20 protein-coding genes and 1 tRNA gene are annotated in these 26,303 nt (G+C 68.8%); 16 read left to right on the plus strand and 5 right to left on the minus strand.

Translation table 11 applies throughout. The features are described from left to right. The first annotated feature begins 76 nt into the window (after nt 1-76). Nucleotides 77-820, plus strand: coding sequence for a tRNA (guanosine(46)-N7)-methyltransferase TrmB (trmB, locus tag AC3WR5_RS01805; RefSeq protein WP_492482594.1), 744 nt, complete (start codon nt 77-79; stop codon nt 818-820). Between the two features lie 3 nt (nt 821-823). On the opposite strand, the gene AC3WR5_RS01810 is transcribed toward trmB, so the two are convergent. Continuing rightward, entirely contained in the window at nt 824-1,666 is an 843-nt protein-coding gene (locus AC3WR5_RS01810; RefSeq protein WP_492481398.1) for an undecaprenyl-diphosphate phosphatase, read from the minus strand. A 168-nt stretch (nt 1,667-1,834) separates the two neighbouring features. On the opposite strand from AC3WR5_RS01810, the gene AC3WR5_RS01815 reads away from it, so the two are divergent. The 4 genes from AC3WR5_RS01815 (at nt 1,835) to AC3WR5_RS01830 (ending at nt 5,112) form a co-directional block, all read left to right on the plus strand. Further along, nucleotides 1,835-2,560 carry a TetR/AcrR family transcriptional regulator gene (locus AC3WR5_RS01815; protein WP_141286958.1) on the plus strand — a complete coding sequence of 242 codons (726 nt, stop codon included), beginning with the start codon at nt 1,835-1,837 and terminating at the stop codon, nt 2,558-2,560. A gap of 82 nt (nt 2,561-2,642) precedes the next feature. Further along, nucleotides 2,643-3,296 (plus strand): protein-L-isoaspartate O-methyltransferase family protein, encoded by a 654-nt coding sequence (locus AC3WR5_RS01820; RefSeq protein ID WP_492481400.1) that lies wholly within the window; start codon nt 2,643-2,645, stop codon nt 3,294-3,296. Between the two features lie 29 nt (nt 3,297-3,325). Then, nucleotides 3,326-3,670 (plus strand): rhodanese-like domain-containing protein, encoded by a 345-nt coding sequence (locus AC3WR5_RS01825; protein WP_492481402.1) that lies wholly within the window; start codon nt 3,326-3,328, stop codon nt 3,668-3,670. Nucleotides 3,671-3,759: 89 nt separating this feature from the next. After that, on the plus strand, nt 3,760-5,112 hold the full coding sequence (locus AC3WR5_RS01830; RefSeq protein ID WP_492481404.1) for a TolC family outer membrane protein: 1,353 nt from the start codon (nt 3,760-3,762) through the stop codon (nt 5,110-5,112). Between the two features lie 7 nt (nt 5,113-5,119). Here the strand turns inward: AC3WR5_RS01830 and AC3WR5_RS01835 are convergent, their stop codons facing one another. Next, nucleotides 5,120-6,448, minus strand: a complete 1,329-nt coding sequence (locus AC3WR5_RS01835; RefSeq protein WP_492481406.1) for a 3-deoxy-D-manno-octulosonic acid transferase — start codon at nt 6,446-6,448, stop codon at nt 5,120-5,122. After that, a complete protein-coding gene (locus AC3WR5_RS01840) occupies nt 6,429-7,817 on the minus strand; it encodes a phosphomannomutase/phosphoglucomutase (RefSeq protein ID WP_141290924.1) in 1,389 nt (462 codons plus the stop codon). The genes AC3WR5_RS01835 and AC3WR5_RS01840 overlap by 20 nt, the downstream gene beginning before the upstream one ends. 245 nt (nt 7,818-8,062) lie before the next feature. Between AC3WR5_RS01840 and AC3WR5_RS01845 the strand changes: the two genes are divergently transcribed. The 11 genes from AC3WR5_RS01845 (at nt 8,063) to AC3WR5_RS01895 (ending at nt 25,298) form a co-directional block, all read left to right on the plus strand. Then, nucleotides 8,063-9,256, plus strand: coding sequence for a sensor histidine kinase (locus AC3WR5_RS01845; RefSeq protein ID WP_492481409.1), 1,194 nt, complete (start codon nt 8,063-8,065; stop codon nt 9,254-9,256). Then, nucleotides 9,253-10,002 carry a LytR/AlgR family response regulator transcription factor gene (locus AC3WR5_RS01850; protein WP_492481411.1) on the plus strand — a complete coding sequence of 250 codons (750 nt, stop codon included), beginning with the start codon at nt 9,253-9,255 and terminating at the stop codon, nt 10,000-10,002. Before AC3WR5_RS01845 ends, AC3WR5_RS01850 begins: the two co-directional genes overlap by 4 nt. A 75-nt stretch (nt 10,003-10,077) precedes the next feature. Then, nucleotides 10,078-11,655: an AlkA N-terminal domain-containing protein gene (locus AC3WR5_RS01855; protein WP_492481413.1), complete on the plus strand. Its 1,578-nt coding sequence runs from the start codon at nt 10,078-10,080 to the stop codon at nt 11,653-11,655. 9 nt (nt 11,656-11,664) lie between these two features. Beyond that, nucleotides 11,665-12,234, plus strand: coding sequence for a methylated-DNA--[protein]-cysteine S-methyltransferase (locus AC3WR5_RS01860; protein WP_141291202.1), 570 nt, complete (start codon nt 11,665-11,667; stop codon nt 12,232-12,234). Then, complete coding sequence (locus tag AC3WR5_RS01865) at nt 12,231-13,127, plus strand: DMT family transporter (protein WP_492481415.1); 897 nt, start codon at nt 12,231-12,233, stop codon at nt 13,125-13,127. Before AC3WR5_RS01860 ends, AC3WR5_RS01865 begins: the two co-directional genes overlap by 4 nt. A 9-nt stretch (nt 13,128-13,136) precedes the next feature. Further along, the gene (locus tag AC3WR5_RS01870) at nt 13,137-14,729 is read left to right on the plus strand and encodes a helix-turn-helix transcriptional regulator (protein WP_492481418.1); all 1,593 of its coding nucleotides are present in this window, start codon (nt 13,137-13,139) and stop codon (nt 14,727-14,729) included. 318 nt (nt 14,730-15,047) lie between these two features. Beyond that, on the plus strand, nt 15,048-15,995 hold the full coding sequence (locus AC3WR5_RS01875; RefSeq protein WP_492481420.1) for a hypothetical protein: 948 nt from the start codon (nt 15,048-15,050) through the stop codon (nt 15,993-15,995). 89 nt (nt 15,996-16,084) lie between these two features. After that, nucleotides 16,085-17,608 carry a helix-turn-helix transcriptional regulator gene (locus tag AC3WR5_RS01880; protein WP_492481422.1) on the plus strand — a complete coding sequence of 508 codons (1,524 nt, stop codon included), beginning with the start codon at nt 16,085-16,087 and terminating at the stop codon, nt 17,606-17,608. A 312-nt stretch (nt 17,609-17,920) separates the two neighbouring features. Then, a complete protein-coding gene (locus AC3WR5_RS01885) occupies nt 17,921-21,070 on the plus strand; it encodes a S8 family serine peptidase (protein ID WP_492481424.1) in 3,150 nt (1,049 codons plus the stop codon). A gap of 70 nt (nt 21,071-21,140) precedes the next feature. After that, nucleotides 21,141-24,302, plus strand: coding sequence for a S8 family serine peptidase (locus tag AC3WR5_RS01890; RefSeq protein WP_492481426.1), 3,162 nt, complete (start codon nt 21,141-21,143; stop codon nt 24,300-24,302). A gap of 69 nt (nt 24,303-24,371) precedes the next feature. Further along, complete coding sequence (locus tag AC3WR5_RS01895) at nt 24,372-25,298, plus strand: alpha/beta hydrolase (RefSeq protein ID WP_492481428.1); 927 nt, start codon at nt 24,372-24,374, stop codon at nt 25,296-25,298. 7 nt (nt 25,299-25,305) lie between these two features. Here the strand turns inward: AC3WR5_RS01895 and AC3WR5_RS01900 are convergent, their stop codons facing one another. Then, a complete protein-coding gene (locus tag AC3WR5_RS01900) occupies nt 25,306-26,055 on the minus strand; it encodes a sulfite exporter TauE/SafE family protein (protein ID WP_492481430.1) in 750 nt (249 codons plus the stop codon). Nucleotides 26,056-26,225: 170 nt separating this feature from the next. Next, nucleotides 26,226-26,302 (minus strand) — tRNA-Asp (locus tag AC3WR5_RS01905). Nucleotide 26,303 lies beyond the last annotated feature (1 nt).

Here is a 26,303-nt window from a genome sequence, read left to right on the forward strand (position 1 = left end):
TTGCCCGCAGGCAGGCCCTGGCAAAATGCGCTCCCCTTCCTCGCGACGCGCCTCTCGCGCGCCGCCTTTCGCCCACCTGATGAACGACCTGCCCGAATCCCCCGCCAACACGCCTTCGGACGACGACACCTCGCCCGCCGACGAATCGGCCGCGCCGCGCCGCGGCATCCGCAGCTTCGTGCTGCGCGCCGGCCGCATGGGCACTGGCCAGCAGCGTGCGCTGGAAGAGCTGGGGCCACGTTTCGTGCTGCCGTTCCAGGACCAGCCACTGGACGCCGCGGCCGTGTTCGGCAGGCAGGCGCCGCTGGTGCTGGAGATTGGCTTTGGCATGGGCGCGGCCACGGCGGAGATCGCTGCTGGCCGGCCGGACACCGACTTCATCGGGGTTGAGGTTCACACGCCTGGCGTGGGCGCACTGCTCAAGCGCATTGGCGAGCAGGGCCTGGGCAACCTGCGCATCGTGCAGCACGATGCCGTGCAGGTGCTGGAGCAGATGATCGCCCCGGCCACGCTGGCGGGCGTGCACATCTTCTTCCCGGACCCGTGGCACAAGAAGAAGCACAACAAGCGCCGGCTGATCCAGCCGCCGCTGGTGCAACTGCTGGCCAGCCGCCTGGCGCTGGGCGGCACGCTGCATTGCGCGACTGACTGGCAGCCCTATGCCGAACAGATGCTGGAAGTGCTGTCAGCCGAACCGGCGCTGACGAACACCGCGCAGGGTTACGCACCCAAGCCCGACTACCGCCCGCTGACCAAGTTCGAGGCCCGCGGCCTCAGACTCGGCCACGGGGTTTGGGACCTCGTTTTCACCAGACGCTGAACCTTAACTGTCCGTCCAACTGACCACGCCTGTGTAAGCCGTAATCAGGATCAGCAGCCCGAAGCCAATGCGGTACCACGCAAAGGCGTTGAAGTTGTGCGTCGAGACGTAGCGCAGCAGCCAGCGCACGCAGGCCCATGCGGCGATGAACGAGAACACGAAGCCGACCGCAAACAGCGGAAGATCCGCCGCAACCAGGCTGTGGCGCACCTTCAGCAGGCTGTACGCGCCAGCGCCGATCAGCGTGGGAATGGCGAGGAAAAACGTGAACTCGGTGGCCGCCTTGCGCGACAGGCCAAACAGCATGCCGCCGATGATGGTCGAGCCCGAGCGGCTGGTGCCCGGCACAAAGGCCAGGCATTGCACCAGGCCGATCTTCAGCGCGTCCCAGGGCGTCATGTCTTCGACCTCGGCCACGCGGATGACCACGTTCTTGCGCCGCTCGGCCCACAGGATGATGAAGCCGCCGATGATGAAGGTGGCCGCGACGATCAGCGGCGTGAAGAGCAGTTCCTGCACCTTCTTGCCGATCAGCAGGCCAAACACCACCGCCGGCAGGAAGCCGATCAGCACGTTCAATGCGAAGCGGCGCGCATTGCGGTCCGTGCCCAAACCACGCACCACCGCGCTCAGGCGTTGCCAATACACCAGCACGATGGCCAGGATCGCACCGGTCTGGATCGAGATCTCGAAGGCCTTGACCTTCTCTGACGTCAGGCTGCCGCCTTCAAAACCCAGCACCGAACCGGCCAGGATCAGATGCCCCGTGGACGACACCGGCAGGAATTCCGTCAGGCCTTCCACCACGCCCATCACGGCGGCCTTCAGCAGCAGCAACCAATCCAAGTGCATCTCCTTGAGCTAGCGCGGGGGGACCCCGCGAATCGGGCGGGATGATACCCGCCGCCTCGGGACAACCCTGAGTCGACGCACGTCTTAAGCACGGCTCGCGCCAAGCCTTTGCTTGACGGGCGGAACCAGCCTGCTAGGATTACTGACCAGTCAGTCATTAACATGTCCGAACCGTCCCAACGCCAGCGCCGCAAAGACGCCCGCCCCCAGGAATTGCTGGATGCGGCGCTGTCGCTGTTCGTCGAAAAAGGTTTTGCCGCCACCCGCTCCGACGAGGTGGCGCACCGGGCCGGCGTGTCCAAGGGTACGCTCTACCTCTACTTCCCGAGCAAGGAAGACCTGCTGAAGGCCGTGATCCAGCAGACGCTGGCGGCCGAGATCGCCGAAGGCGAACGCGTGCGCCAGGCGCACACCGGCAGTTGTACCGAGATGCTGGTCGATGTGCTGGCGGAATGGTGGGTCAGGATCTTCGAGAGCCCGGCTTCCGGCGTCTTCAAGCTGGTGCTGACGGAGATGCGCAACTTCCCGGAGCTGGCCCAGTACTACGCCGAGCATGTGGTGCAGCCCGGCAGCGCGGTGATCGCCCGGCTGGTGCAGTCGGGCATCGAGCGCGGCGAGTTCCGGCCGGTCAGCATCGACGTGGCGGTTCACAGCATCGTCATGCCTTTGATCATGATGTGCATGCACAAGCACACGCTGGACGCCTGCGGCTATGCGGACCTGGCGCAGTCGGACCCGCGGGCCTTCATCCGCCAGCACCTGGAACTGCTGCTGCTGGGGCTGAGCAGGCCGCAGGAGGGCGATTTGCAAGCGGCTGCGCAAGCGCGGGTTTCCGAGGCTCGGCCGGCTGAAATACAGGCCGAGAAGCTGCCTAAAATGAAGGGTTAACCCGCGCGGCCGTGCCGCCAACCCAGCGAGTCGGCGCAGTGCGTCCAGCTCGCTCGCCCTTGCCTCTTTTGCAGGACACGCCATGAACATCGAACAAGCCCGCTTCAACATGATCGAACAGCAGATCCGCCCCTGGGATGTGCTGGACACCGCCGTGCTGGAACTGCTGGCCGTCGTCAAGCGCGAGGACTTCGTGCCGCCGGCCTACCGCGCGCTGGCCTTTGTCGACACCGAGGTGCCGCTGCCTGAAGGCCAGCTGATGCTGGCGCCGCGCGTCGAGGCCCGGCTGCTGCAGGAAGCCAAGGTGCAGCGCCACGAGACGGTGCTGGAAATCGGCGCCGGCTCGGGCTTCATGGCCGCGCTGCTGGGCCACCGCGCGCAGCGCGTGATCTCGATGGAGATCCGCCCCACTCTGGTCAAGATGGCAACCGACAACCTGCGTCGCGCCGGCCTGTCCAACGTAACGGTGCGCGAGGGCGATGGCAGCCAGGGCCTGGCCGCCGAAGGCCCGTTCGACGTGATCGTGCTGTCCGGCTCGGTGGCCGCCGTGCCGCAGGTGCTGCTGGACCAGCTGAAGGTCGGCGGCCGGCTGGTGGCGGTCGAAGGCGAAGAGCCGGTGATGCGCGCCACGCTGCGCACCCGCACCAGCGCTTCGGCCATCACCAAGGTCGACCTGTTCGACACCGTGGTGCCTCGCCTGGACGACTTCGCCGAGCCGAGCCGCTTCCACTTCTGAACCCGCTTTCCCGGACGCATCGCACGCCAATGAACAGCTTGAACGCGCAGGACCTGCCCGCCTTCGTGGCCGAAGCGGCTGCCGAAGCCACCGGGCAGCCTGTGCTGCTGGACGTGCGGGAGGACTGGGAGGTGGCGCTGGCGCCGCTGGCCGTGGCCGGCGCGCGCACGCTGCACATCCCGATGAACCAGGTGCCGACACGGCTGGCCGAACTTGCCGGGCTGCAGCCCATCGTCTGTTTTTGTCATCACGGCATGCGCAGCGCGCAAGTCGTCGCATTCCTGCAGCGACAAGGCCACGAACACGTGTACAACCTCGCCGGCGGTACCGAGGCCTGGTCCACCCAGGTCGACCCCGGCGTGGCGCGCTACTGAGCAGCGCCCGCGCCGTGCCGCCCCGAACACCCCACCGGCCCTGTCCGCACCCTTGTCTCTTGTCTCTCGCGCATCCTGAGGAAAGCACCATGCCGTTTTCTAGCGTTCGTCTGTTGAGCCCCCGCCTGGGCGCGTTGTCGCCGCTGGCCCTGGCCGCCCTGTGCCTGGCCGGCAGTGCCCACGCGCAAAGCCTGCAGGACCTGTACGACGCAGCACATCAGTACGACGCGACCTACCTCGCAGTGCGCGCAGCGACCGATTCGGCCCAGTACCGCGCCGACCAGACGATGGCGCTGCGCCTGCCCGGCGTGCAGTTGACGGCCGGCGTTTCGCGCAGCACCAGCGACACGCCCTACACCACGCCCAAGAGCAGCGAGACCAATGCCCACTCGGCCACGCTGTCGGCTTCGCAGAACGTCTTCAACCGGGCCAACGACATCACCATCGACCAGGCCGACAAGGCCGTGGTCATCGCCCAGTCGCAGCTGCGTGCCGCCGAGCAGGACCTGATCGTGCGCCTGGCCCAGGCCTACTTCGACGTGCTGGCCTCCAGCGATGCGCTCGACACGGTGCGCGCCAATAAGGCCGCGATCAAGGAGCAGCTGGCCTCGGCGCAGCGCAACTTCGAAGTCGGCACCGCCACCATCACCGACACCCGCGAAGCCCAGGCCGCCTACGACCTGGCGCTGGCCCAGGAACTGGCCGCCGACAACGACCTGCGCGTCAAGCGCGTGGCGCTGGAGCAACTGGTCGGTCGCGACAACCTGCAGCCGCGACCGCTGGCCGTGCCGGTGGTGCTGCCGCTGCTGGCGCCAGCGTCGGTAGACCCATGGGTCATCACGGCAGACGCCAACAACCCGACCATCGAGCAAGCCCGCCTGGGGCTGGACGTGGCCAAGCTGGAAACCTCCAAGGCCCGCGCCGGCCACCTGCCCACAGTGGCGTTGACCGGCAGCTACACCAAGGGCCATCTGGACACCGACACCTCGTCTGGCTCGCTCAAGGGTAACAACGGCAGCTCGGCCATCGGCCTGACGGTCACGGTGCCGCTGTTCGCCGGCTTCGCGACGCAGAACCGCATCAAGGAAACCCTGTCGCTGGAAGATCAGTCGGTCAACAACCTGGAAGCCGCCCGCCGAGGCGTGGCCCAGGGCACGCGCACCGCGTTTTTCGGCGTGCAGTCCGGCATGGCGCAGATCAAGGCGCTGGAAGCCGCCGAGGTCTCCAGCAAGCTGGCGCTGGATGCCACCAAGCTGGGCTACGAAGTGGGCGTGCGCGTGAACCTGGACGTGCTGAACGCCCAGACCAAGCTCTACACCACGCAGCGCGACCTGGCCAAGGCCCGCTACGACGTGATCCTCGGCAAGCTCAAGCTGCGCCAGGCTTCGGGTGAACTGAACCCGAGCGACATCGCCGCGGCGAACGCGCTGCTCGCCAAGTGACCGAAGCTCAGCAGCGCGCGAGGATGGCGCTTGCCATGCGCGCTGCGGCGCCGCGATGCCGGGCCGCAAAGGCCTGAGCTTTCGCCACAGCTGCGCTGAGCGCGAGTGAATCCGCCAGCCAGTCCTTCGCGAGCACCAGCGCCTCGGCCATGTCCCCGGCTGGCTGGGCCGCACCGGCCGCCAATGCCAGTTCGGCAGCCTCCGCGAAATTGAAGGTCGAGGGCCCCAGCACGATGGGGCAACCGTTGGCCGCCGCTTCGATCAGGTTGTGCCCGCCCAGCGGCAGGAAGCTGCCGCCCAGCAGCGCCACGTCGGCCAGGCTGTAGTACAGCGCCATCTCGCCCAGCGAATCGCCCAGCCAAACGTCGGCCAGCTCCGCATCTGCCGGCGGCTCACCATCCGACCATTGGCTGCGCCTGGCCAGCGACAAGCCGGCCTGCTGCACCAGCCGCGCCACTTCGTCGAAACGCTGCGGGTGCCGCGGCACGATGAGCAGCAAGGGCCGCTCACGTCGCCCTGCAAACGCCTGACCCCATTCGCGCAAAAGCAGCGCCTCTTCGCCATCCCGCGAGTTCGCCAGCGCGACCACAGGCCGCGCCAGCGCCGCGCGCCAGGCTTCGCCAACAGCCTGCTGCGCTGGAGGCGGCTGCAGGTCGTACTTCAGGTTGCCGGCCACCTGCACGTCTGGCACGCCAGCGCTGCGCAAACGCTGCGCATCGGCCTCGCTTTGCGCCAGCGCCAGCGACAGCGCCTGCACCGCAGGCGCCATCAGCGCGCGCAGCCGCTCGCCCTTGCGTGCGCTGCGCTCGCTCAGGCGTGCGTTGGCCAGCACCATCGGCAGGCCAAACTGGCGGGCTTCGTGCAGCAGGTTGGGCCAGATCTCGGTTTCCATCAGCACGCCGGCCGCCGGCCGCGTGGCGCGCAGGAAGCGCCGCACGGCGCCCGGCGTGTCCACCGGCAGCCAGGCCTGGACATCGCCTTCGCGCAACAAGGCCTGGCCGGCTTCGCGACCCGTCGCAGTGCCGTGGGTCAACAACAAGCGCAGACCCGGCCGCTGCACACGCAGCGCATCGACCAGCGCCGCAGCAGCCTTGGTCTCGCCGAGCGACACCGCGTGTAGCCACAGCGCACCGGGCGCGATGGCCGGCTCGCCAAAACCCAGCCGCTGCGGCAGCGCCACGCGGTAGCCCGGCTCGGCCCGCCCGCGCAGCCACAGCCGCAGCAGGTAGGCCGGGATCAGCAGCCGGAACAGCGTGGAATAGGCGGCGCGCGCCAGCCCCTGGGACACGACGGCGCGCTCCGCTACCAGTGCCAGCTCAATGCGCAGCAGCGGCAAACTCAGCGTCCGGCTTCACGGTGCGCAGTGCAGTCATGAAGTCGGTTTCGATGCGGTGCATGGCTTCGGGCGTGTGGCCTTCGAAACGCATCACCAGCACCGGCGTGGTGTTGGAGGCCCGTACCAGGCCAAAGCCGTCCGGGTACTCGGCGCGCAGGCCGTCGATGGTGATGATCTCGGCGCCCGGGAACTTGGCGGTTTCGAGCAGCTTGGCAATGACCTGCGCCGGCTCGCCTTCGGCGCAAGGCACGTTCAGCTCAGGCGTGTTGAAGGCGGTGGGCAGTGCGTTCAGCACGGCGCTGGGGTCGTCGCTGCGCGAGAGGATTTCCAGCAGCCGGCCGGCCGTGTACATCGCATCATCGAAGCCGTACCAACGTTCCGAGAAGAAGATGTGGCCGCTCATTTCGCCGGCGATGGGTGCGCCGGTTTCCTTCAGCTTGGCCTTGACCAGCGAGTGGCCGGTTTTCCACATCAGCGGCTTGCCGCCAGCGGCTTCCACTTCCGGCGCCAGGCGCTGCGTGCACTTCACGTCATAGATGATGGTGCCGCCCTTGACGCGCTTGAGGATGTCGCGCGCGAACAGGATCAGCTGGCGGTCCGGGTAGATGATGTCGCCGCCCTTGGTGACCACGCCCAGGCGGTCGCCGTCGCCGTCGAAGGCCAGGCCCAGCTCGGCACCGGTGGCATGCACGACCTTGATCAGGTCGGCCAGGTTCTCGGGCTTGGACGGGTCCGGATGGTGATTGGGGAAGTCGCCGTCGACCTTGGAATACAGGTCGATCACCTCGCAGCCCAGGGCCTTCAGGATGGCCGGGCCGGTGGCACCGGGAATGCCATTGCCGGAGTCGACGACGATCTTCATCGGGCGCGACAGCTTGCAGTCGCTGACAATGCGGTGGCTGTACTCGGGCACGATGTCCATCGCACCAATGCGACCCTTGCCCACCGTGTAGTCCTCGGCCTCGATGCGCTTGCGCAGGCCCTGGATCTCCTCGCCGTAGATCGCACGGCCGGCCAGCACCATCTTGAAGCCGTTGTAGTCCTTGGGGTTGTGGCTGCCGGTGACCTGGATGCCGCTGGTGCAGCCCTGCTTGGCGCGGGTCGCGGCCACGTAATAGACCATGGGCGTGGTGACCGCGCCGATGTCCACCACGTCCAGCCCGGTGGAGGCCAGGCCCCGCTTGAGCGCATCGACCAGGCCGGGGCCCGAGAGGCGACCGTCGCGGCCGACGACCACGGCTTTTTCGCCGGCCTTCAGCGCCTCGGTGCCGAAGGCCCGGCCCAGGTGCTCGGCGACGCTTTCGTCCAGCGTCTTGCCGACGATGCCGCGGATGTCATAGGCCTTGAAGATCGATGCGTTCACTTGCATGGCGGGCGGATCCTGTGTTGTTTCCCTGAGGGGTCTGGGTCAATGTGAGACTGGCGCCGATTGTAGGCAGCCACCGTGTCGCGCTTGTCAGCGCAAGCCGCAGTCTGCTAAGCCGGCGGGCGTGCAAGGAATGCGCCTGCCAGGTCTGTACCGTTCCCGACAGCCGCTGGCCAACCGTCGCGTCGGCTCGCCATCCATCGCAGCCCGCTGCCGCCACCGGCAGTGCCTGCATACACTGCGGCCGCATGAAGTCTTCCGTCACCCTGCTCAAGCGTTCGCTGCGCACCTGGTCGGCCGGCGTCCACCAGGAACGACCGGCTGGGCCGGGCTGGCTGCAATGGCTGTGGACCGCACTGTTCGGCACCGCCATCGGCGTGTTCTTCACCTTGCTGGGCTTCATCTTCCACGCCCGCGGCGAGGACTGGACGAGCTGGCCCAACTGGCGCCACTGGCTGGGTGTGAACCTGTTCATCAGCCTGTTCATCGCATTTTTCATCCACCTGTTGTGTGAGCTGGTGGTGCGCCTGCTTGGCCGGGCCCGCATTGCCGCCTGGCCACCCGGGCGCAGGCGGGTGGTGTTCAATGTGACGCCGCTGGTGGGCGTGGCCATCGGCTGGCCGCTGGCCACCTCGCTGGCCGGCCGGTTCACGCGCATCGAGTCCGACGGGCCAAACTCGGTCAACCTGGTGCTGGGCATGCTGGCCTTCGTGCTGATGTTCTCGGCGCTGGTCTCGCTGTACTTCAACGGCAAGGCCCGCGCCGAAGCGGCCGAGAAGCGCGAGGCCGAGGCCAGGCTGAGGTTGCTGCAGGGTCAGATCGAACCGCACTTCCTGTTCAACACGCTGGCCAACGTGGTCAGCCTGGTGGAAGCCGACCCGCAGCGCGCGCGCTGGATGCTGGAAGCCTTCGTGGACTACCTGCGCGCGTCGTTCGCCGGCCTGCGCGACGCGCAGCACAGCCTGGGCCAGGAGCTGGCGCTCGTCGAGGCCTACCTGCAGGTGCTGGGCGTGCGCATGGCCGACCGCTTGCGCTGGCGCATCGAGGTGCCGGCCGACTTGCGCGAGCTGCCGCTGCCGGCACTGCTGCTGCAGCCGCTGGTCGAAAACGCCATCCACCACGGGCTGGAGCCAAAGATCGAAGGCGGCGAGGTGCTGGTGCGCGCCGAACGCGTCGGCCGCCAGTTGCGGCTGGAAGTGCGCGACAACGGCCTGGGCTGGCCCGAGCCCGGCGAGCCGCCGCCCGCGCGTTCACCTCGCGCAGGCACCGGCAGCGCGCTGGCCAACATCCGCGCGCGCCTGGCCCACGCCCATGGCGACGACGCCTCGCTGACGCTGACGCAGCGCCCGGAAGGCGGCGTGTCGGCGCTGCTGGTGCTGCCGGTCGCCTCCGCCGCCGCGACGCGGCCCTTGTCCACTGCCACTGCCCCGAATCACCCATGACCACTGCGCTGATCGCCGACGACGAACCTCACCTCGCCCGCTTTCTCGGCGAGCAACTCAAAGCCTTGTGGCCTGCGCTGGAAATCGTCGCCGTTGCGCGCAACGGCGTGGAAGCGGCGCAGCAGATCGATGCGCTGCAGCCCGACGTGGCCTTCCTGGACATCCGCATGCCGGGCCTGACCGGGCTGGAGGTGGCGCAGGGCATCGAGGGCCCGACGCGCGTGGTCTTCGTCACCGCCTTCGACGAGTTCGCGGTGCAGGCCTTCGAGGCCGCCGCGGTGGACTACCTGCTCAAGCCCGTCAGCGAGGCCAGGCTGCAGCGCACGCTGGCTCGCCTGCAGCAGCCGCTGCCATCGGACGACAGCCTGCTGGCGCGCACGCTGCAGCAGCTGCAGGCGCCCGCCGCCGTGGCCGAGCCGCCGCTGCGCTGGATCCGCGCCAGCGCCGGCGACACCACGCACCAGATCCCGGTCGACGAGGTGCTGTTCTTCCAGGCCGACGACAAGTACACCTGCGTGCACACCACCAGCGGCCGGCAGCACCTGATCCGCACCGCCGTCGCCGATCTGGCGGCGCGGCTGGACCCGCAGCAGTTCTGGCAGGTGCACCGCGCCACGCTGGTGAACCTGAACCACCTGGCCAGCACCCGGCGCGACGAGGCCAGCCGGCTGTGGCTGAAGCTCCAGGGCCATGCCGCCGAACTGCCGGTCAGCCGCGCCTACGTCCACCTGTTCAAGGCCATGTGACCGGGCGTTCGGGCGCTCCGATGCACAGGTCCGAAAACGGCCAGTCGGCGCCAACCAGCGGCCTATCATGCCGCCATGTCGCTGAGAAACACCCCTTCGCCTGACGCACTGGTCGCCCTGGCCGCGCCGGCCGATGCAGCGCCCGAAACCGCTGCTGCCGCGCCGGCGCTTGCGCTGTCCGACAGTGCCGCCTACCTCGCGCTGCAAACCCGCGACGCACGCTTCGACGGCCGGTTCTTCGTCGGCGTCACGTCCACCCGCATCTACTGCAGGCCCATCTGCCGCGTGAAGCTGCCCAAGGCCGCGAACTGCCGCTTCTTCGCCAACGCCGCAGGCGCCGAACAGGCGGGTTTCCGGCCCTGCCTGCGCTGCCGGCCAGAGCTGGCGCCGGGGCTCTCGCATGCCGACTCTTCGCAGGCGCTGGCGCGTGCCGGCGCGAAGTGGATCGAACACGCCGTCGCGCAGGGCGAGGACCTCGCGCTGCCGGACGTGGCGCGCCGCCTGGGTGTGACGGACCGCCACTTCCGCCGCATCTTCCAGGCCATGCACGGCGTGAGCCCGGTGGACTGGCTGGCCACGCGCCGGCTGCTGCTGGCCAAGCAACTGCTGACCGACACCCAGCTGCCCGTCACCGAAATTGCCGGCGCCAGCGGCTTTGGCAGCGTGCGGCGCTTCAACGCGGCCTTTGCCGAGCGCTACCGGCTGGCGCCAAGCGCGCTGCGGCGGCAGTCGGCCGACGGCACCGCCACGCTGCCCAGCGAGCCGGCCACCGTCAAGCTGGCCTGGCGCCCGCCGTATGACGTGGCCGCGATGCAGGGCTTCCTGGCCGCGCGGCCACTGCCGGGCGTGGAGGCCCTGCATGAGGGCCGCTGGCATCGCACGCTCGCGTTGACCCACCGCGGCCAGCACTGCGAAGGCTGGCTGGCCCTGGCCTTCGAGCCCGAGAAGGCGCAGGTGCGGCTCACGCTGTCACCCGGCCTCGCGCCAGCGCTTGGCGCGGTGGTGGCCCGGGTGCGCCACCTGCTGGACCTGGACGCCGATCCGAGTGCGGTGGACGGCGCGCTCGCCGCTGTGCTGGCCGGCATGCCGCAGCCCTACCGGCCGGGCCTGCGCGTGCCCGGCTGCATCGACGGTTTCGAAACCACGGTGCGCATCATCCTCGGCCAGCAGGTCACCGTGGCCGCGGCCTGCACGCTGGCTGGCCGGCTGGTGCAGCGCTTCGGCCAGCCGCTGGCCACGCCGGTGCCCGGCCTCACGCACCTGTTCCCCACCGCGCAAGCCCTGGCCGAAGCCACGCCCGAAGCCATCGGCACGCTGGGCATCGTGCGCACCCGGGTGGCTGCGCTGCAGGCGCTGGCCCGCGAGGTCGCCAGCGGCGAGCTGGCGCTGCACCCGGCCGCACCGATGGCCGACACGCTGGCCAAATTGCGTGCGCTACCCGGCGTGGGCGACTGGACCTGCGAGCTGGTCGCGCTGCGCGTGCTGGCCTGGCCGGACGCATTTCCGGCCACCGATGCCGGCGTGGTCAAGGCGCTGCAAGGCGCGCGTGCCCCCGCCTCGCTGCTGCTGGCCGAAGCCTGGCGGCCGTGGCGTTCTTATGCGGTGCTGCAGCTCTGGCAGTCGCTCTCGCCATCCGCCCCCAATCTCTCGTAGGAGGTCGCCATGACACTCGCTCTTCATCGCCCCTGGGTCGCACAAACTGTCGTGGACACGCCGCTGGGTCCGCTGCGCCTGGCCGCCACCGAAGCCGGCCTGGCCGGCGCCTGGTTCGAAGGCCAGCGCCACCATCCCGGCGCGTTGAATGCACCGGACAACCCGTCCCAGCGCTGGCTGCGCCAGGCGACCGACGAACTGGCGCTCTACTGGCGCGACGCGCGCCGCAGTGTCTTTCAGGTGCCGCTGGACGCCGACGGCACGCCGTTCCAGCGCGAGGTCTGGCGCGCGCTGCTGGCCATTCCCACGGGCACGCTCAGCAGCTACGGCCGCATCGCCAGTGAACTGGGCCGGCCCAGCGCTTCGCGCGCGGTGGGCGCCGCGGTGGGCCGCAATCCGCTGTCCATCCTCGTGCCCTGTCACCGCGTGGTGGGCGCCGATGGGGGCCTGACCGATTACGCTGGCGGGCTGGACCGCAAGCAGGCCTTGCTGGCACGCGAAGGTGCGCTGACCGCCCTCGCGCCAACCCGCTGCAGCGAAGCCGACAGCCCGCTGCCGCTTTTTGAACACGCTGAATGAAACCTCGCCACCTCGCCGAATTGCTCCTGCTCGCCGCCATCTGGGGCGCTTCCTTCCTGTTCATCCGCATGGGCGCCGCGGCCTTCGGCCCGCTGGCGCTGGCTGGCATGCGCACCGTGGGCGCCACGCTGTGCCTGCTGCCGCTGCTGGTCTGGCGTGGCGAGCAGGGTGCGCTGCTGAAACACTGGAAGCCCATCCTGCTGGTGGGCATCACCAACTCCGCCCTGCCGTTTGTCTGCTTCGGCGTGGCCGCGCTGGCGATCAACGGCGGCCTCTCGGCCATCTTCAACGCCACCACGCCGCTGTGGGGTGCGCTGCTGGCCTGGCTGTGGCTGGGCGACAAGCCCACTCGCGCCAAGTCGCTGGGCCTGGCCATCGGTTTTGCAGGCGTCTTGTGGCTGGCCTGGGACAAGGCCAGCTTCCGCCCCGGCGACCACGGCGTGAGCCCCGCACTGGCGGTGCTGGCCTGCATGGCCGCCACGCTGCTGTACGGCTTCTCGGCCAACTTCACCCGCCGCTACCTGACCGGCGTGCCGTCCATGGCGCTGGCCGCCGGCAGCCAGATCGCCGCCAGCCTGCTGCTGGTGCCGCTGATGCTCACGCATTGGCCTCAGGTCAACCCCGGTGCCCGCGAATGGATGGCCGCGTTGTTGCTTGCAGTCGTCTGCACCGGCCTGGCCTATGTGCTGTACTTCCGGCTGATCGCCAACATGGGCGCATCCAACGCGATGACCGTGACCTTCCTGATTCCGGCCTTCGCGGTGCTCTGGGGCGCGCTGTTCCTCTCCGAACAGCTCACCGGCGCGATGCTGGCCGGCTGCGCGGTGATCCTGGTCGGCACCGGGCTGGTCACCGGGCTGTTGAAGTTGAAGATGCCAATGTCTGGGAGATGACGCAGGTCCATGCCCGCCAAAACCGCTTCGCCGCAAAGCACCCCGTCCTCTCAAGAAAACGCCGGGCCGCCGCAAGTTTTCTCGGCCCCCTCGGGGGGCCCGACGCGCAGCGGCAGGTCTGCGGGCACCCAGAACCGCCAGCGCGCGCAGGCCCTGCTGGACCACCTCGCCAGGCAGCCGCCGTTTGACCAGGTCGCGCAGCGCAAAGGCGCGGCGCAGGCCCTTGCGCTCGCGGTCGAAGTGGGCGATCTGGTGCTGCAGGCCGAGGCCTTGCTGGCCGGGGCCAGCTGGCCAGGCCAGCTGATCGACCCGCTGGGCGCCTGGTCGGCGCTTCAAAAGGCAGAGCGCATCTTCCGGGCCAATGGCATTCCGGACCGGGTCGCCGCTTGCCAGGTGGCCATGGCGCGTGCGCTTTACGACCTCGGCCAGGAGCGCCAGGCCAACGTGGTCGTGCAGGCGGCCTTGCAGGAGCCTTCGCTGCCCGCGCCACAACGGGCCAGGGCCTACATGCTGAGATTTCTGACGCTGGGCCGCATGGGGCAGATCGAAGCCGCCTACGAATGCCTGGTCGACCAGGCCATGCCGATGGCCCGGGCCTGCGGCGACGGCTACCAGCTGGCCCGCGCCATCGGCCGGAAAGCCTGGCTGATCGCCCGGGTGATGCACAGCGCAGGCAACCCCGAGCTGCCGCTGCCGGCCTTCGCACACGTGACCAAGCTCAAACGCGAACCGGCCACGCTGGCGCACGTGCTGAGCCTGCTCGACGAGGCCCGCGCCGCTCTGCCGGCCGGCATGCGCTGGGCCGAGATCGAGATCACGCACCACTACGCGCTGGGGCTCTCGCGCCGGCCGGCGGCGGTGGCCGCTGCCGGGCAGGCGCTGAGCGCGCTGGCCGAGGAAGTCACCGCCACCGACCCGCCCCTGGCCGCCTGGGCCTACCTCTGCGCGGCAATGGTGCTGCACGTGGGCGGCGACGTGGCAGGCGCGCTGGCCGTGCTGCCGCAGGCGCTGCGCGTGGCCGAGTCGGCCCGCCTCACGGTGATGGAGCGTGACGTGCTGTTCTACCAGTCGCTGTGCTTCGAAGCTGCCGGCGACCTGGGGGCTGCACTGGCCGCCTACAAGCGGCACTACGCGCTGATCATGAACCCAAGCGAATCGGCAGACCCCCACGACCAGCGCGTGCCGGCCGACCTCGAACCGCAATTGCCGAGCGACGCGGCAGCCGAGCCGCTGCACCGCCTGCGGGCGCTGGAGCCTGCCTGCCTGAAGCGCGCGCTGCGGCTGATCGAGCTGCGCGTGGCGGAGAACCTGAGCGTGACCGAGGTTGTCGCGGCCTGCGGCGTGAGCCGCCGCACGCTGGACGAGGCATTCAAGTCGGCTCGCGGCACCACACTGTTGGCCTACCTGAAGCGCAAGAAGCTGGAGTTCGCGGCCAACCTGCTGCTGCACACCCAGCGCCCCATCCGCGACATTGCCGCGTCCATGGGCTACCGCTCGGCCGCACTGTTTGCGAGCGAATTCCGCGACAGGATGGGCATGTTGCCCTCGCAATGGCGCAGCCTGCAGGCCGCACCGGTCGCGCCAGCCGCCGATCCCTCCTGAACGTAGCCGCCGGCACGCGATAGTTTCCAGAATTCGCGGGTTGCTTGCGGTAATGCGCTCATCCGTGGCCCCGTGAGGGCTCACGCGACAGGCCCGCGGCCCCGGGCTTGCGTTTACCGTTGGACCACGGCCTGCATGTCGGCCGCCCACCCTCATCAGGTCCATCGGAGTCAACGCATGGCGGCCTCAAGTCTGACCAAGATTGTTTTTCTTTGGGCCGGCAATGAATGTTCACCACGCCTCGGTGAAGTCCAGGGAAACCTGGGGACATGCATGCCATATCCAACCCTTCAAATCTCAGTAATAGGTGAAATCATCATGAATCTTCGTGTCTCGCGTCTCTTCGCCTCCATTCTTGCGGCCACAGGGCTTGCATCGTCATTTGCTTGCGCCTCTGCAGTTGCTGCCAATCCGGGCGCAGCGGTAGAGCAGCCGCTCAGATTCCAGGCCTATGACAACCCGAAATTCCCCACTTTCGCCTTTGGCATGGAGAAGCACGGCACGGTGGTGGGGTATTACTACAACGCCAACTACAATGCCTTGGGTTTCCTGCGCACTGCAGACGGCGGTTATACCGATATTGTCTATCCCAAAACACCAACCTCGACCTTCGCGCAAGCCATCAACAACGCGGGCAATGTTGCGGGCGACGGGCAAATTGCGGGTGTGAATGGCGCTTACGGCTGGTTCTACGACGCAGCGAGCAAGGCCTTCACTGCGATTGAGGTGCCACACGCCCAGGCCACAGATGTCTGGGGTTTGAACAATCAGAACGTGGTGGCGGGTGCTGCCTATTTCTATACGGATTCGACCGGGCGCGGCGTGGGCTTCACATGGACCAATGGGACGTTCAAATACTACAAAATTCCCGATGCCCAGTTCACCCAGATTTACGCAATCAATGATAACGGGGACGTGGCGGGCTCGTATATTGAGACCAGTGGTGCGAGCCATGATTTCATCTGGAAGGCGGATGGCACCGTCTCCATCCTGGATCCCGTCAACGAATTCAACAACATGGCGGGGGTCGCCGGGCTCAACAAGAATGGCGATTTTGTCGGCCCCTGCTATGACCAGGACTTCAATACCATGGGTTGCTTCTACAAGCGCAGCACTGCCAAGGTCACTTCCTTCAAGCTGGACGGGTTCTCGATGACGATGCCATTTGGCATGTCGCATGGGGACATCGTGGGCTATGGCATCGACGCGACCTCGGGCACGGCCCAGGCTTTCGTGATTCCCAAGTCCTCCGTGCTGGGGAAATGAGCGGCCAGCCGCGGGCGATATCGCCCGCGGCTGAATGCATGGCGCCGCGTTGCGTGTAGGCTCAGGGCTACCGCCCCCTGCACCGGCCCATGCCCGCTCCCACAGTCCCTCAACCCCGCGCTTCCAACCACAGCCACACCACCTTGCGCCAGCGCGCCCGCGCACTGCTGGAGGACCTGGCCCGGCGGCCGCCGCTGGATCAGGTCGCAAGGCGAACAGACGCCGCACAGGCACAGGCCTGGGCCGTCGACGCCGGTGACCTGGTGCTGGAAGCAGAGGCTGTGCTGGCCGGCGCGAGCTGGCCCAGCCAACTGATCGACCCGCTGGGCGCCTGGTCAGCCTTGCAGCGGGCCGAGCGCATCTTCCGCGCCAACGGCCTGCCGGCGCAGGCCGCCGCTTGCCAGGTGGCCATGGCCCGTGCCCTGTACGACCTGGGCCAGGAACGCCAGGCCGACGTGCTGGTGCAGGCCGCGCTGCAAGCCCCCATGCTGCCCGCGCCTCAGCGCGCCAAGGCCTACCTGCTGCGTTTCCTGGCGCTGGGTCGCATGGGGCAGATCGAGGCCGCCTACGAATGCCTGGTCGACCAGGCCATGCCGATTGCCCAGGCCTGCGGCGACGGCTACCTGCTGGCCCACGCCACCAGCCTGAAGGCATGGCTGATCGCCCGCCTGATGCACAGCGCAGGCAACCCCGAAGTGCCACTGCCCGCCTTCGCCCACCTGCCCAAACTCCGGCGCGAGCCGGCCACGCTCTCGCACGTGCTGGAACTGCTGGACCAGGCCCGAGCGGCCCTGCCCGAAGGCACGCGCTGGGCCGAGATCGAGATCACGCACCACTACGCGCTGGGACTCACGCGCAGGCCAGCGGCGGTGGCTGCGGCCGGGCAGGCACTGAGCGCGCTGGCCAGGGAAGTCACCGACACTGACCCGCCACTGGCCGCCTGGGCCTGCCTCTGCGCCGCGATGGTGCTGCACGACGGCGGCGATGTGGCCGGCGCGCTGGCCGTGCTGCCGCAGGCCCTGCGCGTGGCCGAGTCGGCCCGGCTGACGGTGGCCGTGCGCGACGTGCTGTTCTACCAGTCGCTGTGCTTCGAGGCTGCCGGTGACTTCCCCGCCGCGCTGGCCGCCTACAAGCGCCACTACGCGCTGATCATGAACGCGGCCGGCTCGGCCGAACACGCCGACCAGCGCGTGCCGGCCGATGTGGAGCCGCAACTGCCAGGCGACGCGGTGGCCGAGCCCCTGCACCGTTTGCGGGCGCTGGAGCCCACCTGCCTGAAGCGAGCGCTGCGCCTGATCGAGCTGCGGGTGGCCGAAAACCCGAGCGTGGCCGAGGTGGTCGCCGCCTGCGGTGTCAGCCGCCGCACGCTGGACGACGCCTTCAAGTCGGCTCGCGCCACCACGCTCTCGGCCTACCTGAAGCGCAAGAAGCTGGAGTTCGCTGCCAACCTGGTGCTGCACACCGACCGCCCCATCCGCGACATCGCCGCGTCCATGGGCTACCGCTCGGCCGCCCTGTTTGCGAGCGAATTCCGCGAGCAGATGGGCATGTTGCCCTCGCAATGGCGCAGCCTGCAGACCACGCCAGTCTCGCCGGCGGCCGCCTCCCTTTGAAAAAGGCACCTCGATCGGCCTGACTCGGTGCGCAAGCGGCGGTGGACAGGGCCTGGGAAGGCGCCGCCGCCGAGCCAGCCGCACGATAGTTTCTAAAAATCGCAGGTCGCTTGCCACCAAGCGCCCATCGACCCCGCGCGACGGGGCCTCGCCCTGATGTCGCGGCCCCGGCCTTGCATCTACCGTCGGACACCGGACTGCACCACCACCGCCACCGGCGCCAGCCACAAGCTGAGCCCCCGGTCCCGCGTGAGTGCCGCCCTCTATTGCTACCCCTTTCCGCTCTCCTCCTTCAGGTTCCCCGGAGTCCGCATGACCCACTCTCTCCACCGCCTGTGTGGCGCGCTGCTGCTGGCAGGCCTTTCGGCCGCCAGCCACGGCGCCGCCCCCGCCAAGAAGACAGCGCCACCCGCGCAGCGCTACATCGTTCAGCTGAACGCGCCGCCCGCCGCCAGCTACACCGGCGACCTGCCCGGCCTGGCCGCCACCCTGGTCGGCGAAGGCCAGCACCTGGACGTGCGCGCCTCGCACGTCCAGGCCTACCGCAGCCACCTGGCACGCGAGCAGGACCAGTTGCTTGCCTCGCTCGGCTCGCGCGTGAAAGCCACGCATCGCTACAGCGTCAGCTTCAACGGCTTTGCCGCCCGCCTCACGCTGGACCAGGTGCAGCGCCTGAAGGCCACCGGCAAGGTGCGCCTGGTCGCGCCGGACACACCGCGCCTGGCCGACACCGTCTCCACGCCCAGCTTCCTGGGCCTGGACGGCGCGAAGGGCGTGTGGTCGCAGCAGCGCAAGGGCCTGGCGGTGCAAGGCGAAGACGTGATCATCGCCACCATCGACACTGGCGTGCAGCCCGAGAACCCGGCCTTCTATGACCAGGTGGATGCCAATGGTGTGCCCGTTGCCAGCGGCGGCACCGTGGCCTACGGGCCTGCGCCTTCGCACTGGAAAGGCGGCTGCATCACGGCACCGGCCTTCCCGGCGACAGCCTGCAACCACAAGCTGATCGGCGCCAAGCTCTTCAACACCGGCTGGCTGAGCAGCGGTACCGAGCCGTGGTTCGGTACCTTCTCCGATTCGCCGCGCGACGAAAACGGCCACGGCTCGCACACCTTGTCGACCGCTGGCGGCAATGCGCTGGCACCGGCCTATGACGCAAAAGGCGTCTACCTCGGCAGCACCAGCGGCATGGCACCGCGTGCGCGGCTGGCCTCGTACAAGGCACTGTTCACCGCGGTGGTGGCCGGCGTGCCGCAAGGCGTGGGCATGACCAGCGACATCATTGCCGCCATCGACGCGGCAGTGGCCGACGGCGTGGACGTGATCAACTTCTCGGTCACCAGCGACCCGTACAACATGCTGGACCCGGTGGAGATGGCCTTCCTGGCCGCCTCGAACGCCAACATCTTCGTGGCCGCCTCGGCCGGCAACAACGGCCCGTACAACACGGTGCAGAACCCGGGGCCGTGGGTCACCACCGTGGCCGCCTCTACGCACGACCGCAACCCCTACGCGCTGCTCACGCTGGGCAACGGCGCGTCCTACAGCGGCGCCTCGTTCAACGCCACCGCCCTGCCGGCGGCCCCGCTGGTCCTGGCGCAGGACATTCCGGCCGCGGGCGTGTCGGGCAGCCAGGCCAACTGGTGCTCACCCAACAGCCTGGACAGCAGCAAGGCCGCAGGCAAGATCGTCGTCTGCGACCGGGGGGATGCCACCGCTCGCCTGGACAAGAGCGCCGAGGTCAAGCGAGCAGGTGGCAAGGGCATGGTGCTGCTCAACACCCAGGCCGCTGAGCTGGACGCCGACTGGCACACCGTGCCCACGGTGCACCTGGCCGTGAGCGACCGTGACGCCGTGCGCAGCTACGCAACCAAGGCCTCGCCCAGTGCCGGCATCGGCGCGCGTTACCAGGTGCCCGGCCTGGTCGCCCCGGTGATGGCGGACTTCTCCTCGCGTGGCCCGAACCTGGCTGCGGAAGAAGTGATGAAGCCCGACCTCACCGCACCTGGCGTCAGCATCATTGCGTCGTTCGCGTACCAGCAGAAGTCGCAGGCCGAGAACTACGCCGAGCGCGCCGGCACGCTGGTGCCGCCGCCGGTGGTGGCCTCGCTGGACGGCACCTCGATGGCCACGCCGCACGTGGCTGGCCTGGCCGCGCTGCTGCGCCAGGCCCGCCCGAGCTGGTCGCCCTCGGCCATCAAGTCCGCGCTGATGACGACGGCCACCGGCGTGAAGCTGGCCGACGGCAGCGCCGACCCGGATGTGGCCGGCTACGGCGCCGGCCATGCCAACCCCAGCGGCGCGCTGGACCCGGGCCTGGTCTACCAGGCCTTCCAGGGCGACTACGTGCGCTTCCTGTGCAACGCCGGCTGGTACGACGCCAGCAGCGCCGACTGTGCGGACGTGAAGGTCAACGGCAACCCCGACCCCAACCTGCCGGCCATCGCCGGCTCGGTGGCCGGCGTGCGCACCATGCACCGCAAGGTACGCAACGTGGGCAACAGCACCGCGACCTATGCGGCCACCGCCGCAGTGCCCGGCTTCGACGTGCTGGTTTCGCCCAGCAGCCTGACGCTGGCCAAGGGCGAGGTCGGCGAGTTCACGGTCAAGTTCACCCGCACTTCCGCCACCTTCGGCACGCTGGCCACCGGCGCGCTGACCTGGACCGATGGCGTGCACCTGGTGCGCAGCCCGATCCAGCTCAAGGCGGTCGAGTTCCAGGCGCCCACGCTGCTGCAGAGCCCGAACCTGAGCGATGCGGTCGAGAGCGACGTGGTCTACGGCTTCAGCGGCAAGACCAGCACCCGCGTGGCCGGCCTGAAGCCAGCGGCGCAGGTCACCGGCCACGTGCCGGAATTCACCTACACCTGCAACCCGGTCGTCATCCCGGCCAACACCCTGCATGCACGGGCCTCGCTGAACCCGGCGGACACCACAGGCAAGGGCGTGGACAGCCTGTACCTGGCTTACCTGGACGAAAGCGGCTTGTTCAACACCGGCGTGGAGCACACCGAAGGCAGCGACATGATCACCGAGATGCACCTGCCGGCCGCGGGCAACTACAACCTGTGCGTGTTCGCCTTCTCCACCGCGCTGGGCTACACCGACTACACCGCCTACCAGTGGATCCTGGGCACGTCCGACATGGGGGGCAGCCTGCAGGTGGCCAACCTGCCCAGCGGCAAGGCCAAGGCCGGCAAGGTCTACCCGGCCGGCTTCAGCTGGAACGGCCTGAACGCCAGCCAGCGTTACCTGGGCTCGGTCGACTACCTGCGGCAAGACGGCAGCCTGCTCGGCACGACCATGGTGCGGGTGGAAGCCGGCGCGGCCTCGGTGCAGCGCCGCAGTGCGCCGCAGCTGCTGCAGCGCCCCGGCAACGCCTCGCAGGCCAAGGCGGCCATCGACACGTCCAGCGCGGCAAGGGCGAAGCGGCTGCAACAGCAAGCCCAGAAGGCTCGCTGATCAAGCCCGGCGGGTGCTGCCTCGGCGGGCCCGCCCCCTCACCAGATTCAACGCATCCCACGGAGTCCCCATGACCCCTATCCTCCAACGCCTGTGCGCAGCCATGCTGCTGGCCGGCCTGTCCGCCGCCAGCCTTGGCGCCACGCCCGAGAAGACCCCGAAGAAAGCGGCGCCGGCCGCGCGAACCTACATCGTTCAACTGCGCGACGCGCCAGTGGCCAGCTACACCGGCAACGTCGCCGGCCTTCAGGCCACCCAGGTCGGCGAAGGCCAGTACCTGGACGTACGCGCCAGCGCCGTGCAGGCCTACCGGGCCCACCTGGCACGTGAGCAGGACAAGCTGCTGGCCTCGCTGGGTTCGCGCGTGAAACCCAGCCAGCGCTACAGCATCAGCTTCAACGGTTTTGCCGCACGACTCACCCTCGCCCAGGTGCAGCGCCTGAAGGCCAGCGGCAAGGTGCGCCAGGTCACGCTGGACAGCGTGCGCGTGGCCGACACCGTCTCCACCCCGGCCTTCCTCGGCTTGGACGGCGCGGCGGGCTTCTGGTCGCACCAGCGCAAGGGCGTGCAGCTGCAGGGCGAAGACATCGTCATCGCCACCATCGACTCCGGCGTGCAGCCCGAGAACCCGGCCTTCTACGACCATGTGGATGCCAACGGCGTGCCCGTCGCGACCGGCGGCACCTTGGCCTATGGCGCGCCGCCGGCGCACTGGCTGGGCGGCTGCACCGTGGCCCCGGCCTTCCCGGCCTCGGCCTGCAACCACAAGCTGGTCGGCGCCCGGGTCTTCAACACGGGCTGGCTGGCCAGCGGCAACCTGCCCTGGTTCGGCACCTATTCCGACTCGCCGCGCGACGAAAACGGCCACGGCTCGCACACGCTGTCCACCGCCGGCGGCAATGCACTGGCACCCGCTTACGACAACGCCGGGCTGTTCCTCGGCAGCACCAGCGGCGTGGCGCCGCGCGCGCGGCTGGCCTCTTACAAGGCCTTGTTCACCGCTTCCACCACCAATGGCCTGCAGGCCGTGGGCATGACCAGCGACATCGTGGCCGCGATCGAGGCGGCCGTCGCAGACGGTGCGGACGTCATCAACTTCTCCGTCAGCGGCAACCCCGGCGACATGCTGGACCCGGTGGAGCTGGCCTTCCTCGAAGCCTCCAGCGCCAACGTCTTCGTGGCCGCGGCGGCAGGCAATTCGGGCATGCCGGGCACCATTGGCCACCCCGCGCCCTGGCTGACCACGGTGGGCGCATCCACGCACGACCGCAACCCGTATGCGCAACTCACGCTGGGCAATGGCGCGGTCTACAGCGGCGCCTCATTCAATGCCGCAGCGCTGCCGGCCGCACCGCTGCGGCTGGCCCAGGGCATGGCCGCGGCCGGCGTCTCGTCCGACCAGGCCAACTGGTGCGCGCCCAAGAGCCTGGACCCGGGCAAGGCCGCCGGCAAGCTTGTCGTCTGCGACCGCGGCGGCATCGTCACGCGGCTGGACAAGAGCGCCGAGGTCAAGCGCGCTGGCGGCATCGGCATGGTGCTGCTGAATGCCGATGACGAAGAGCTGGATGCCGACTGGCACACCGTGCCCACGGTGCACCTGGCCGTGGCCGACCGCGACGCGGTGCGCGCCTATGCGGCCAACAGTGGCGCGACCGGCGGCATTGGCGCGCGTTACCAGGTCCCGGGCGTGGTCGCACCGGTGATGACGTATTTCTCGTCGCTGGGGCCGAACGCTGCGTCCACCAACGTCATGAAGCCGGACCTCACGGCACCCGGCGTGAGCATCATCGCGTCGGTCGCCTACACGCAGAAGACGCAGGCTGAGAACTACGCGATCCGAGACGGCAGCATGGTGCCGCCACCCGTGGCTGCGGCCTATGACGGCACCTCCATGGCCACGCCGCATGTGGCCGGCATGGCTGCGCTGCTGCGCCAGGCGCGCCCGAGCTGGTCGCCCTCGGCCATCAAGTCTGCGCTGATGACCACCACCACCGGCGTGAAGCTGGCCGATGGCAGCCCGGACACCAGCGTGGCAGGCTTCGGTGCCGGCCACGCCAACCCGAATGGCGCGGTCGATCCCGGCCTGGTCTACCCCGCCTTCCATGGCGACTACATGCGCTTCCTGTGCTCGGAAGGCTGGTACGACAGCACCGGCGCCGAGTGCAGCGGCCTGAACGTCACCAGCCTGCCGGACCCGAACCTGCCGTCCATCGCCGCGACCTTCGCCGGTTCGCGCACGGTGCACCGCAAGGTGCGCAACGTGGGCGGTGCGAGTGCCACCTACACAGCCTCGGCAGTGCTGCCTGGCTTTGACGTGATCGTCTCGCCAAGCAGCCTGAGCCTGGGCAAGGGCGAAGTCGGCGAGTTCACGGTCAAGTTCAGCCGCAGCACGGCGCCCTTCAACACGCCTGTGGCCGGCACGCTGACCTGGACCGATGGTGTTCACATCGTGCGCAGCCCCATCCAGGTGACGGCGCAGGAACTGCTGGCACCCGCCATCCTGCTGAGCCCGGAGACCTCCGGCGCCCTGGCCTTCGACGTGGTCTACGGCTTTGGCGGCGCAACCTCCACCGCCACGCTGGGCCTGACCGCCAGCGACACGATCCAGGGCCACACAGCCTATGGCGACCTGGACTGCACCGTGAGCGAGTTCACCGTGCCAGCCAACACCAGCTACGTGCGGACCTCGTACGCCGCGGCCGACATCAACCTCGACACCAGCCTGTTCTACACCTGGTACACCGACGCCAGCGGCGGCTTCTACGGCTTCACGCACTTCGAAGGCAACGACCTGGTGCTGGACATGCAGAACCCCGCACCCGGCACCTACCAGCTCTGCATGTGGCCGCTGGCCAGCGGCACCGGGTATGCCGACTACACCGCCTATCGCGCGGTGCTGAACCCCTCGAACCCGGCGCTGGGCGACTTCAAGGTCAGCGGCCTGCCGAGCGACAAGGCCAAGGTGGGCAAGGCCTACACCGCGACCGCCAGCTGGAGCGGCCTGTCTGCGAGCCAGCACTATTTCGGTCAGGTGCAGTACCAACGCGCAGATGGCAGCCCGGCAGGCTCGACCTACATCCGCGTGGAGCCGGGCGTCACGGCCGTCAAGCCGGCCACGCTGAGGAGCCTGCCGGTGGCTGTGCGCTCACCCGCACAGTTGAAGGCGCAGCAAAAGCGCGCTGCTGCGGAGGCCCGGCAGCGCCAGAAGGCTGCCGCCAACCGCGCACGCTGAAGAGACAGCAGGGAGGCGCAGAGCGCCTGCCCTTGCGGAACAGGACTCTGCCCCACAATGAGGGCGACCATGAGCCTGCAAGCCTCCCTGCTGAACCTGGTGCTGCGCTTCACCTTCAAGCGCCACAGCCGAGGGCCGCTGGACGCGCTGGCCATTCGGGACCGCGTGAACCGCACCACACGCGACCTGCCGCTGCCGCGCGGCGTGCGCCGCGAGCCGGTTGCCGCGGACCCGGCTCGCGGCCTCTGCGCAGCCGAGTGGCTGCTGCCACCCTCGCCTCGCGGCACGCTGCTGTATTGCCACGGTGGCGGGTATTTCTTCTGCGACCTGGTAACCCACCGCCCGACTGCGGCGCAACTGGCCAAGCGCACCGGCATGCGGGTGCTGTCGCTGGACTACCGCATGGCGCCGGAGCACGCCTGCCCGGCCGCGGTCGACGACACGCTGGCCTGGTGGCAACAGTTGCTCGCCGGCGGCACGCTGCCGGGTGAGACCGTCTTCGCCGGCGACTCGGCTGGGGGTGGACTGGTGGTGGCCAGCCTGCTCGCGGCGCGCCAGCAAGGCCTCGCGCTGCCCGCTGGTTCGCTGCTGTTTTCACCCTGGGCCGACCTGAGTTGCGCAGGAGAAAGCATGCGGCTGAATGCGCACTCGGACACCATGTTCGCGCCCGAGGCGCTGCCGCAGGCCGCGGCCTTCTACCTGGCCGGCCGCTCGCCCGAAGACCCGCTGGCCTCGCCGCTGTTTGGCGACCTGCGCGGCCTGCCACCGATGATGCTGCACGCCAGCAGCAGTGAAGTCCTGTTGTCCGACAGCGAGCGGCTGCACGCCCGTGCGCTGGCCCACGGCGTGGCCAGCGAGCTGCACATCAAGACCGGCATGCCGCATGTCTGGCCGACCTTCATCACACTGCCCGAAGCACGCGCCAGCCTGGCGGATTCGGCGGCTTTTGCGCTGCGGGTCACCGGGCTGCAGGCGCAGTCTGCAAACTCAGCCTGACGGCACATCAGCCCCGGACCAGCGCGCCCAGCGAGGCCAGCAGCATCGTCAGCCCTGACAACGACAACAAGCTGAGCACGACGCGCCGGAACGCCAGCGGGCTGAGGCCCACGTAGATTCGCGAGCCCAGCAGCGTGGGGATGACCATCGAGGGCGCGATGACCGCGAACTTCGGCAGCATGTCCAGATGCACCGCACCGGAGGCCATCATGGCGACGAAGGCCGCAGCCAACGCTGCAAGATTGAAGTTCTGCAGCACCGTGCGGCTGACTTCCTTGTCGTAGCCGCGCAGCGTGCACCACAGCGCCGGCGCAACGCCGGTGAAGCCGCCAATGCCGCCCATCACGCCGCCGAGCACGCCCACCAGGCCGTCCCCCGCCCGGCCGCCCCAGCGCAGTGCGGGAAGACGCGGCGCAAACAGCATGGCCGGGCAGAACACCAGCAGCAGGCTGCCCAGCACCAGCTTGAAATGGGCAGCGTTCAGGTGCGGCAGGATGAGCACGCCGATCGGCACACCGATGGCACCGCCAACCAGGAAAGGACCAAGCAGCGGCAGGTTCAAGCCGCGGCGGGCGGTGGCTGCCGAGAGCAACTGCCCGGTCAGGCCACCGAACACCGTCATCACCGCGGCAACGTTCGGCGCAATGCCCCAGACCCAGAAAGACATCGCCACCATGCCAAACGCGAAGCCGGAAATGCCCTGGACAAAACCGGCAACGGCGGCGCCGAGCGCAAGCAGGAGAATTTCAGGAGACATCGGCGGCGGACGGACTAAAGCGACGAGGCCGATTCTCGGTGCGAATACCGCGGAAGGGCGAACCAAAACGCAAAAACGCCCGCAAACCAAAAGTTTGACGGGCGTCCCGCGTACGGTCATGGTGGTGCAAGAACACTTGCAGCAACTGCCATGCGCATATTCGAAAAGAGTGGCGGAGTGGACGGGACTCGAACCCGCGACCCCCGGCGTGACAGGCCGGTATTCTAACCAACTGAACTACCACTCCC

The sequence above is a fragment of the Ideonella sp. FW305-24 genome, assembly GCF_058788035.1.

What these genes read in the sequence shown, in the direction of transcription:
- AC3WR5_RS01815 (WP_141286958.1), top strand. Translation starts at nt 1,835, where the DNA reads ATGTCCGAACCGTCCCAACGCCAGCGCCGCAAAGACGCCCGCCCCCAG.
- AC3WR5_RS01820 (WP_492481400.1), top strand. Translation starts at nt 2,643, where the DNA reads ATGAACATCGAACAAGCCCGCTTCAACATGATCGAACAGCAGATCCGC.
- AC3WR5_RS01825 (WP_492481402.1), top strand. Translation starts at nt 3,326, where the DNA reads ATGAACAGCTTGAACGCGCAGGACCTGCCCGCCTTCGTGGCCGAAGCG.
- AC3WR5_RS01830 (WP_492481404.1), top strand. Translation starts at nt 3,760, where the DNA reads ATGCCGTTTTCTAGCGTTCGTCTGTTGAGCCCCCGCCTGGGCGCGTTG.
- AC3WR5_RS01840 (WP_141290924.1), bottom strand. Translation starts at nt 7,817, where the DNA reads ATGCAAGTGAACGCATCGATCTTCAAGGCCTATGACATCCGCGGCATC.
- AC3WR5_RS01845 (WP_492481409.1), top strand. Translation starts at nt 8,063, where the DNA reads ATGAAGTCTTCCGTCACCCTGCTCAAGCGTTCGCTGCGCACCTGGTCG.
- AC3WR5_RS01850 (WP_492481411.1), top strand. Translation starts at nt 9,253, where the DNA reads ATGACCACTGCGCTGATCGCCGACGACGAACCTCACCTCGCCCGCTTT.
- AC3WR5_RS01855 (WP_492481413.1), top strand. Translation starts at nt 10,078, where the DNA reads ATGTCGCTGAGAAACACCCCTTCGCCTGACGCACTGGTCGCCCTGGCC.
- AC3WR5_RS01860 (WP_141291202.1), top strand. Translation starts at nt 11,665, where the DNA reads ATGACACTCGCTCTTCATCGCCCCTGGGTCGCACAAACTGTCGTGGAC.
- AC3WR5_RS01865 (WP_492481415.1), top strand. Translation starts at nt 12,231, where the DNA reads ATGAAACCTCGCCACCTCGCCGAATTGCTCCTGCTCGCCGCCATCTGG.
- AC3WR5_RS01870 (WP_492481418.1), top strand. Translation starts at nt 13,137, where the DNA reads ATGCCCGCCAAAACCGCTTCGCCGCAAAGCACCCCGTCCTCTCAAGAA.
- AC3WR5_RS01875 (WP_492481420.1), top strand. Translation starts at nt 15,048, where the DNA reads ATGAATCTTCGTGTCTCGCGTCTCTTCGCCTCCATTCTTGCGGCCACA.
- AC3WR5_RS01880 (WP_492481422.1), top strand. Translation starts at nt 16,085, where the DNA reads ATGCCCGCTCCCACAGTCCCTCAACCCCGCGCTTCCAACCACAGCCAC.
- AC3WR5_RS01885 (WP_492481424.1), top strand. Translation starts at nt 17,921, where the DNA reads ATGACCCACTCTCTCCACCGCCTGTGTGGCGCGCTGCTGCTGGCAGGC.
- AC3WR5_RS01890 (WP_492481426.1), top strand. Translation starts at nt 21,141, where the DNA reads ATGACCCCTATCCTCCAACGCCTGTGCGCAGCCATGCTGCTGGCCGGC.
- AC3WR5_RS01895 (WP_492481428.1), top strand. Translation starts at nt 24,372, where the DNA reads ATGAGCCTGCAAGCCTCCCTGCTGAACCTGGTGCTGCGCTTCACCTTC.
- AC3WR5_RS01900 (WP_492481430.1), bottom strand. Translation starts at nt 26,055, where the DNA reads ATGTCTCCTGAAATTCTCCTGCTTGCGCTCGGCGCCGCCGTTGCCGGT.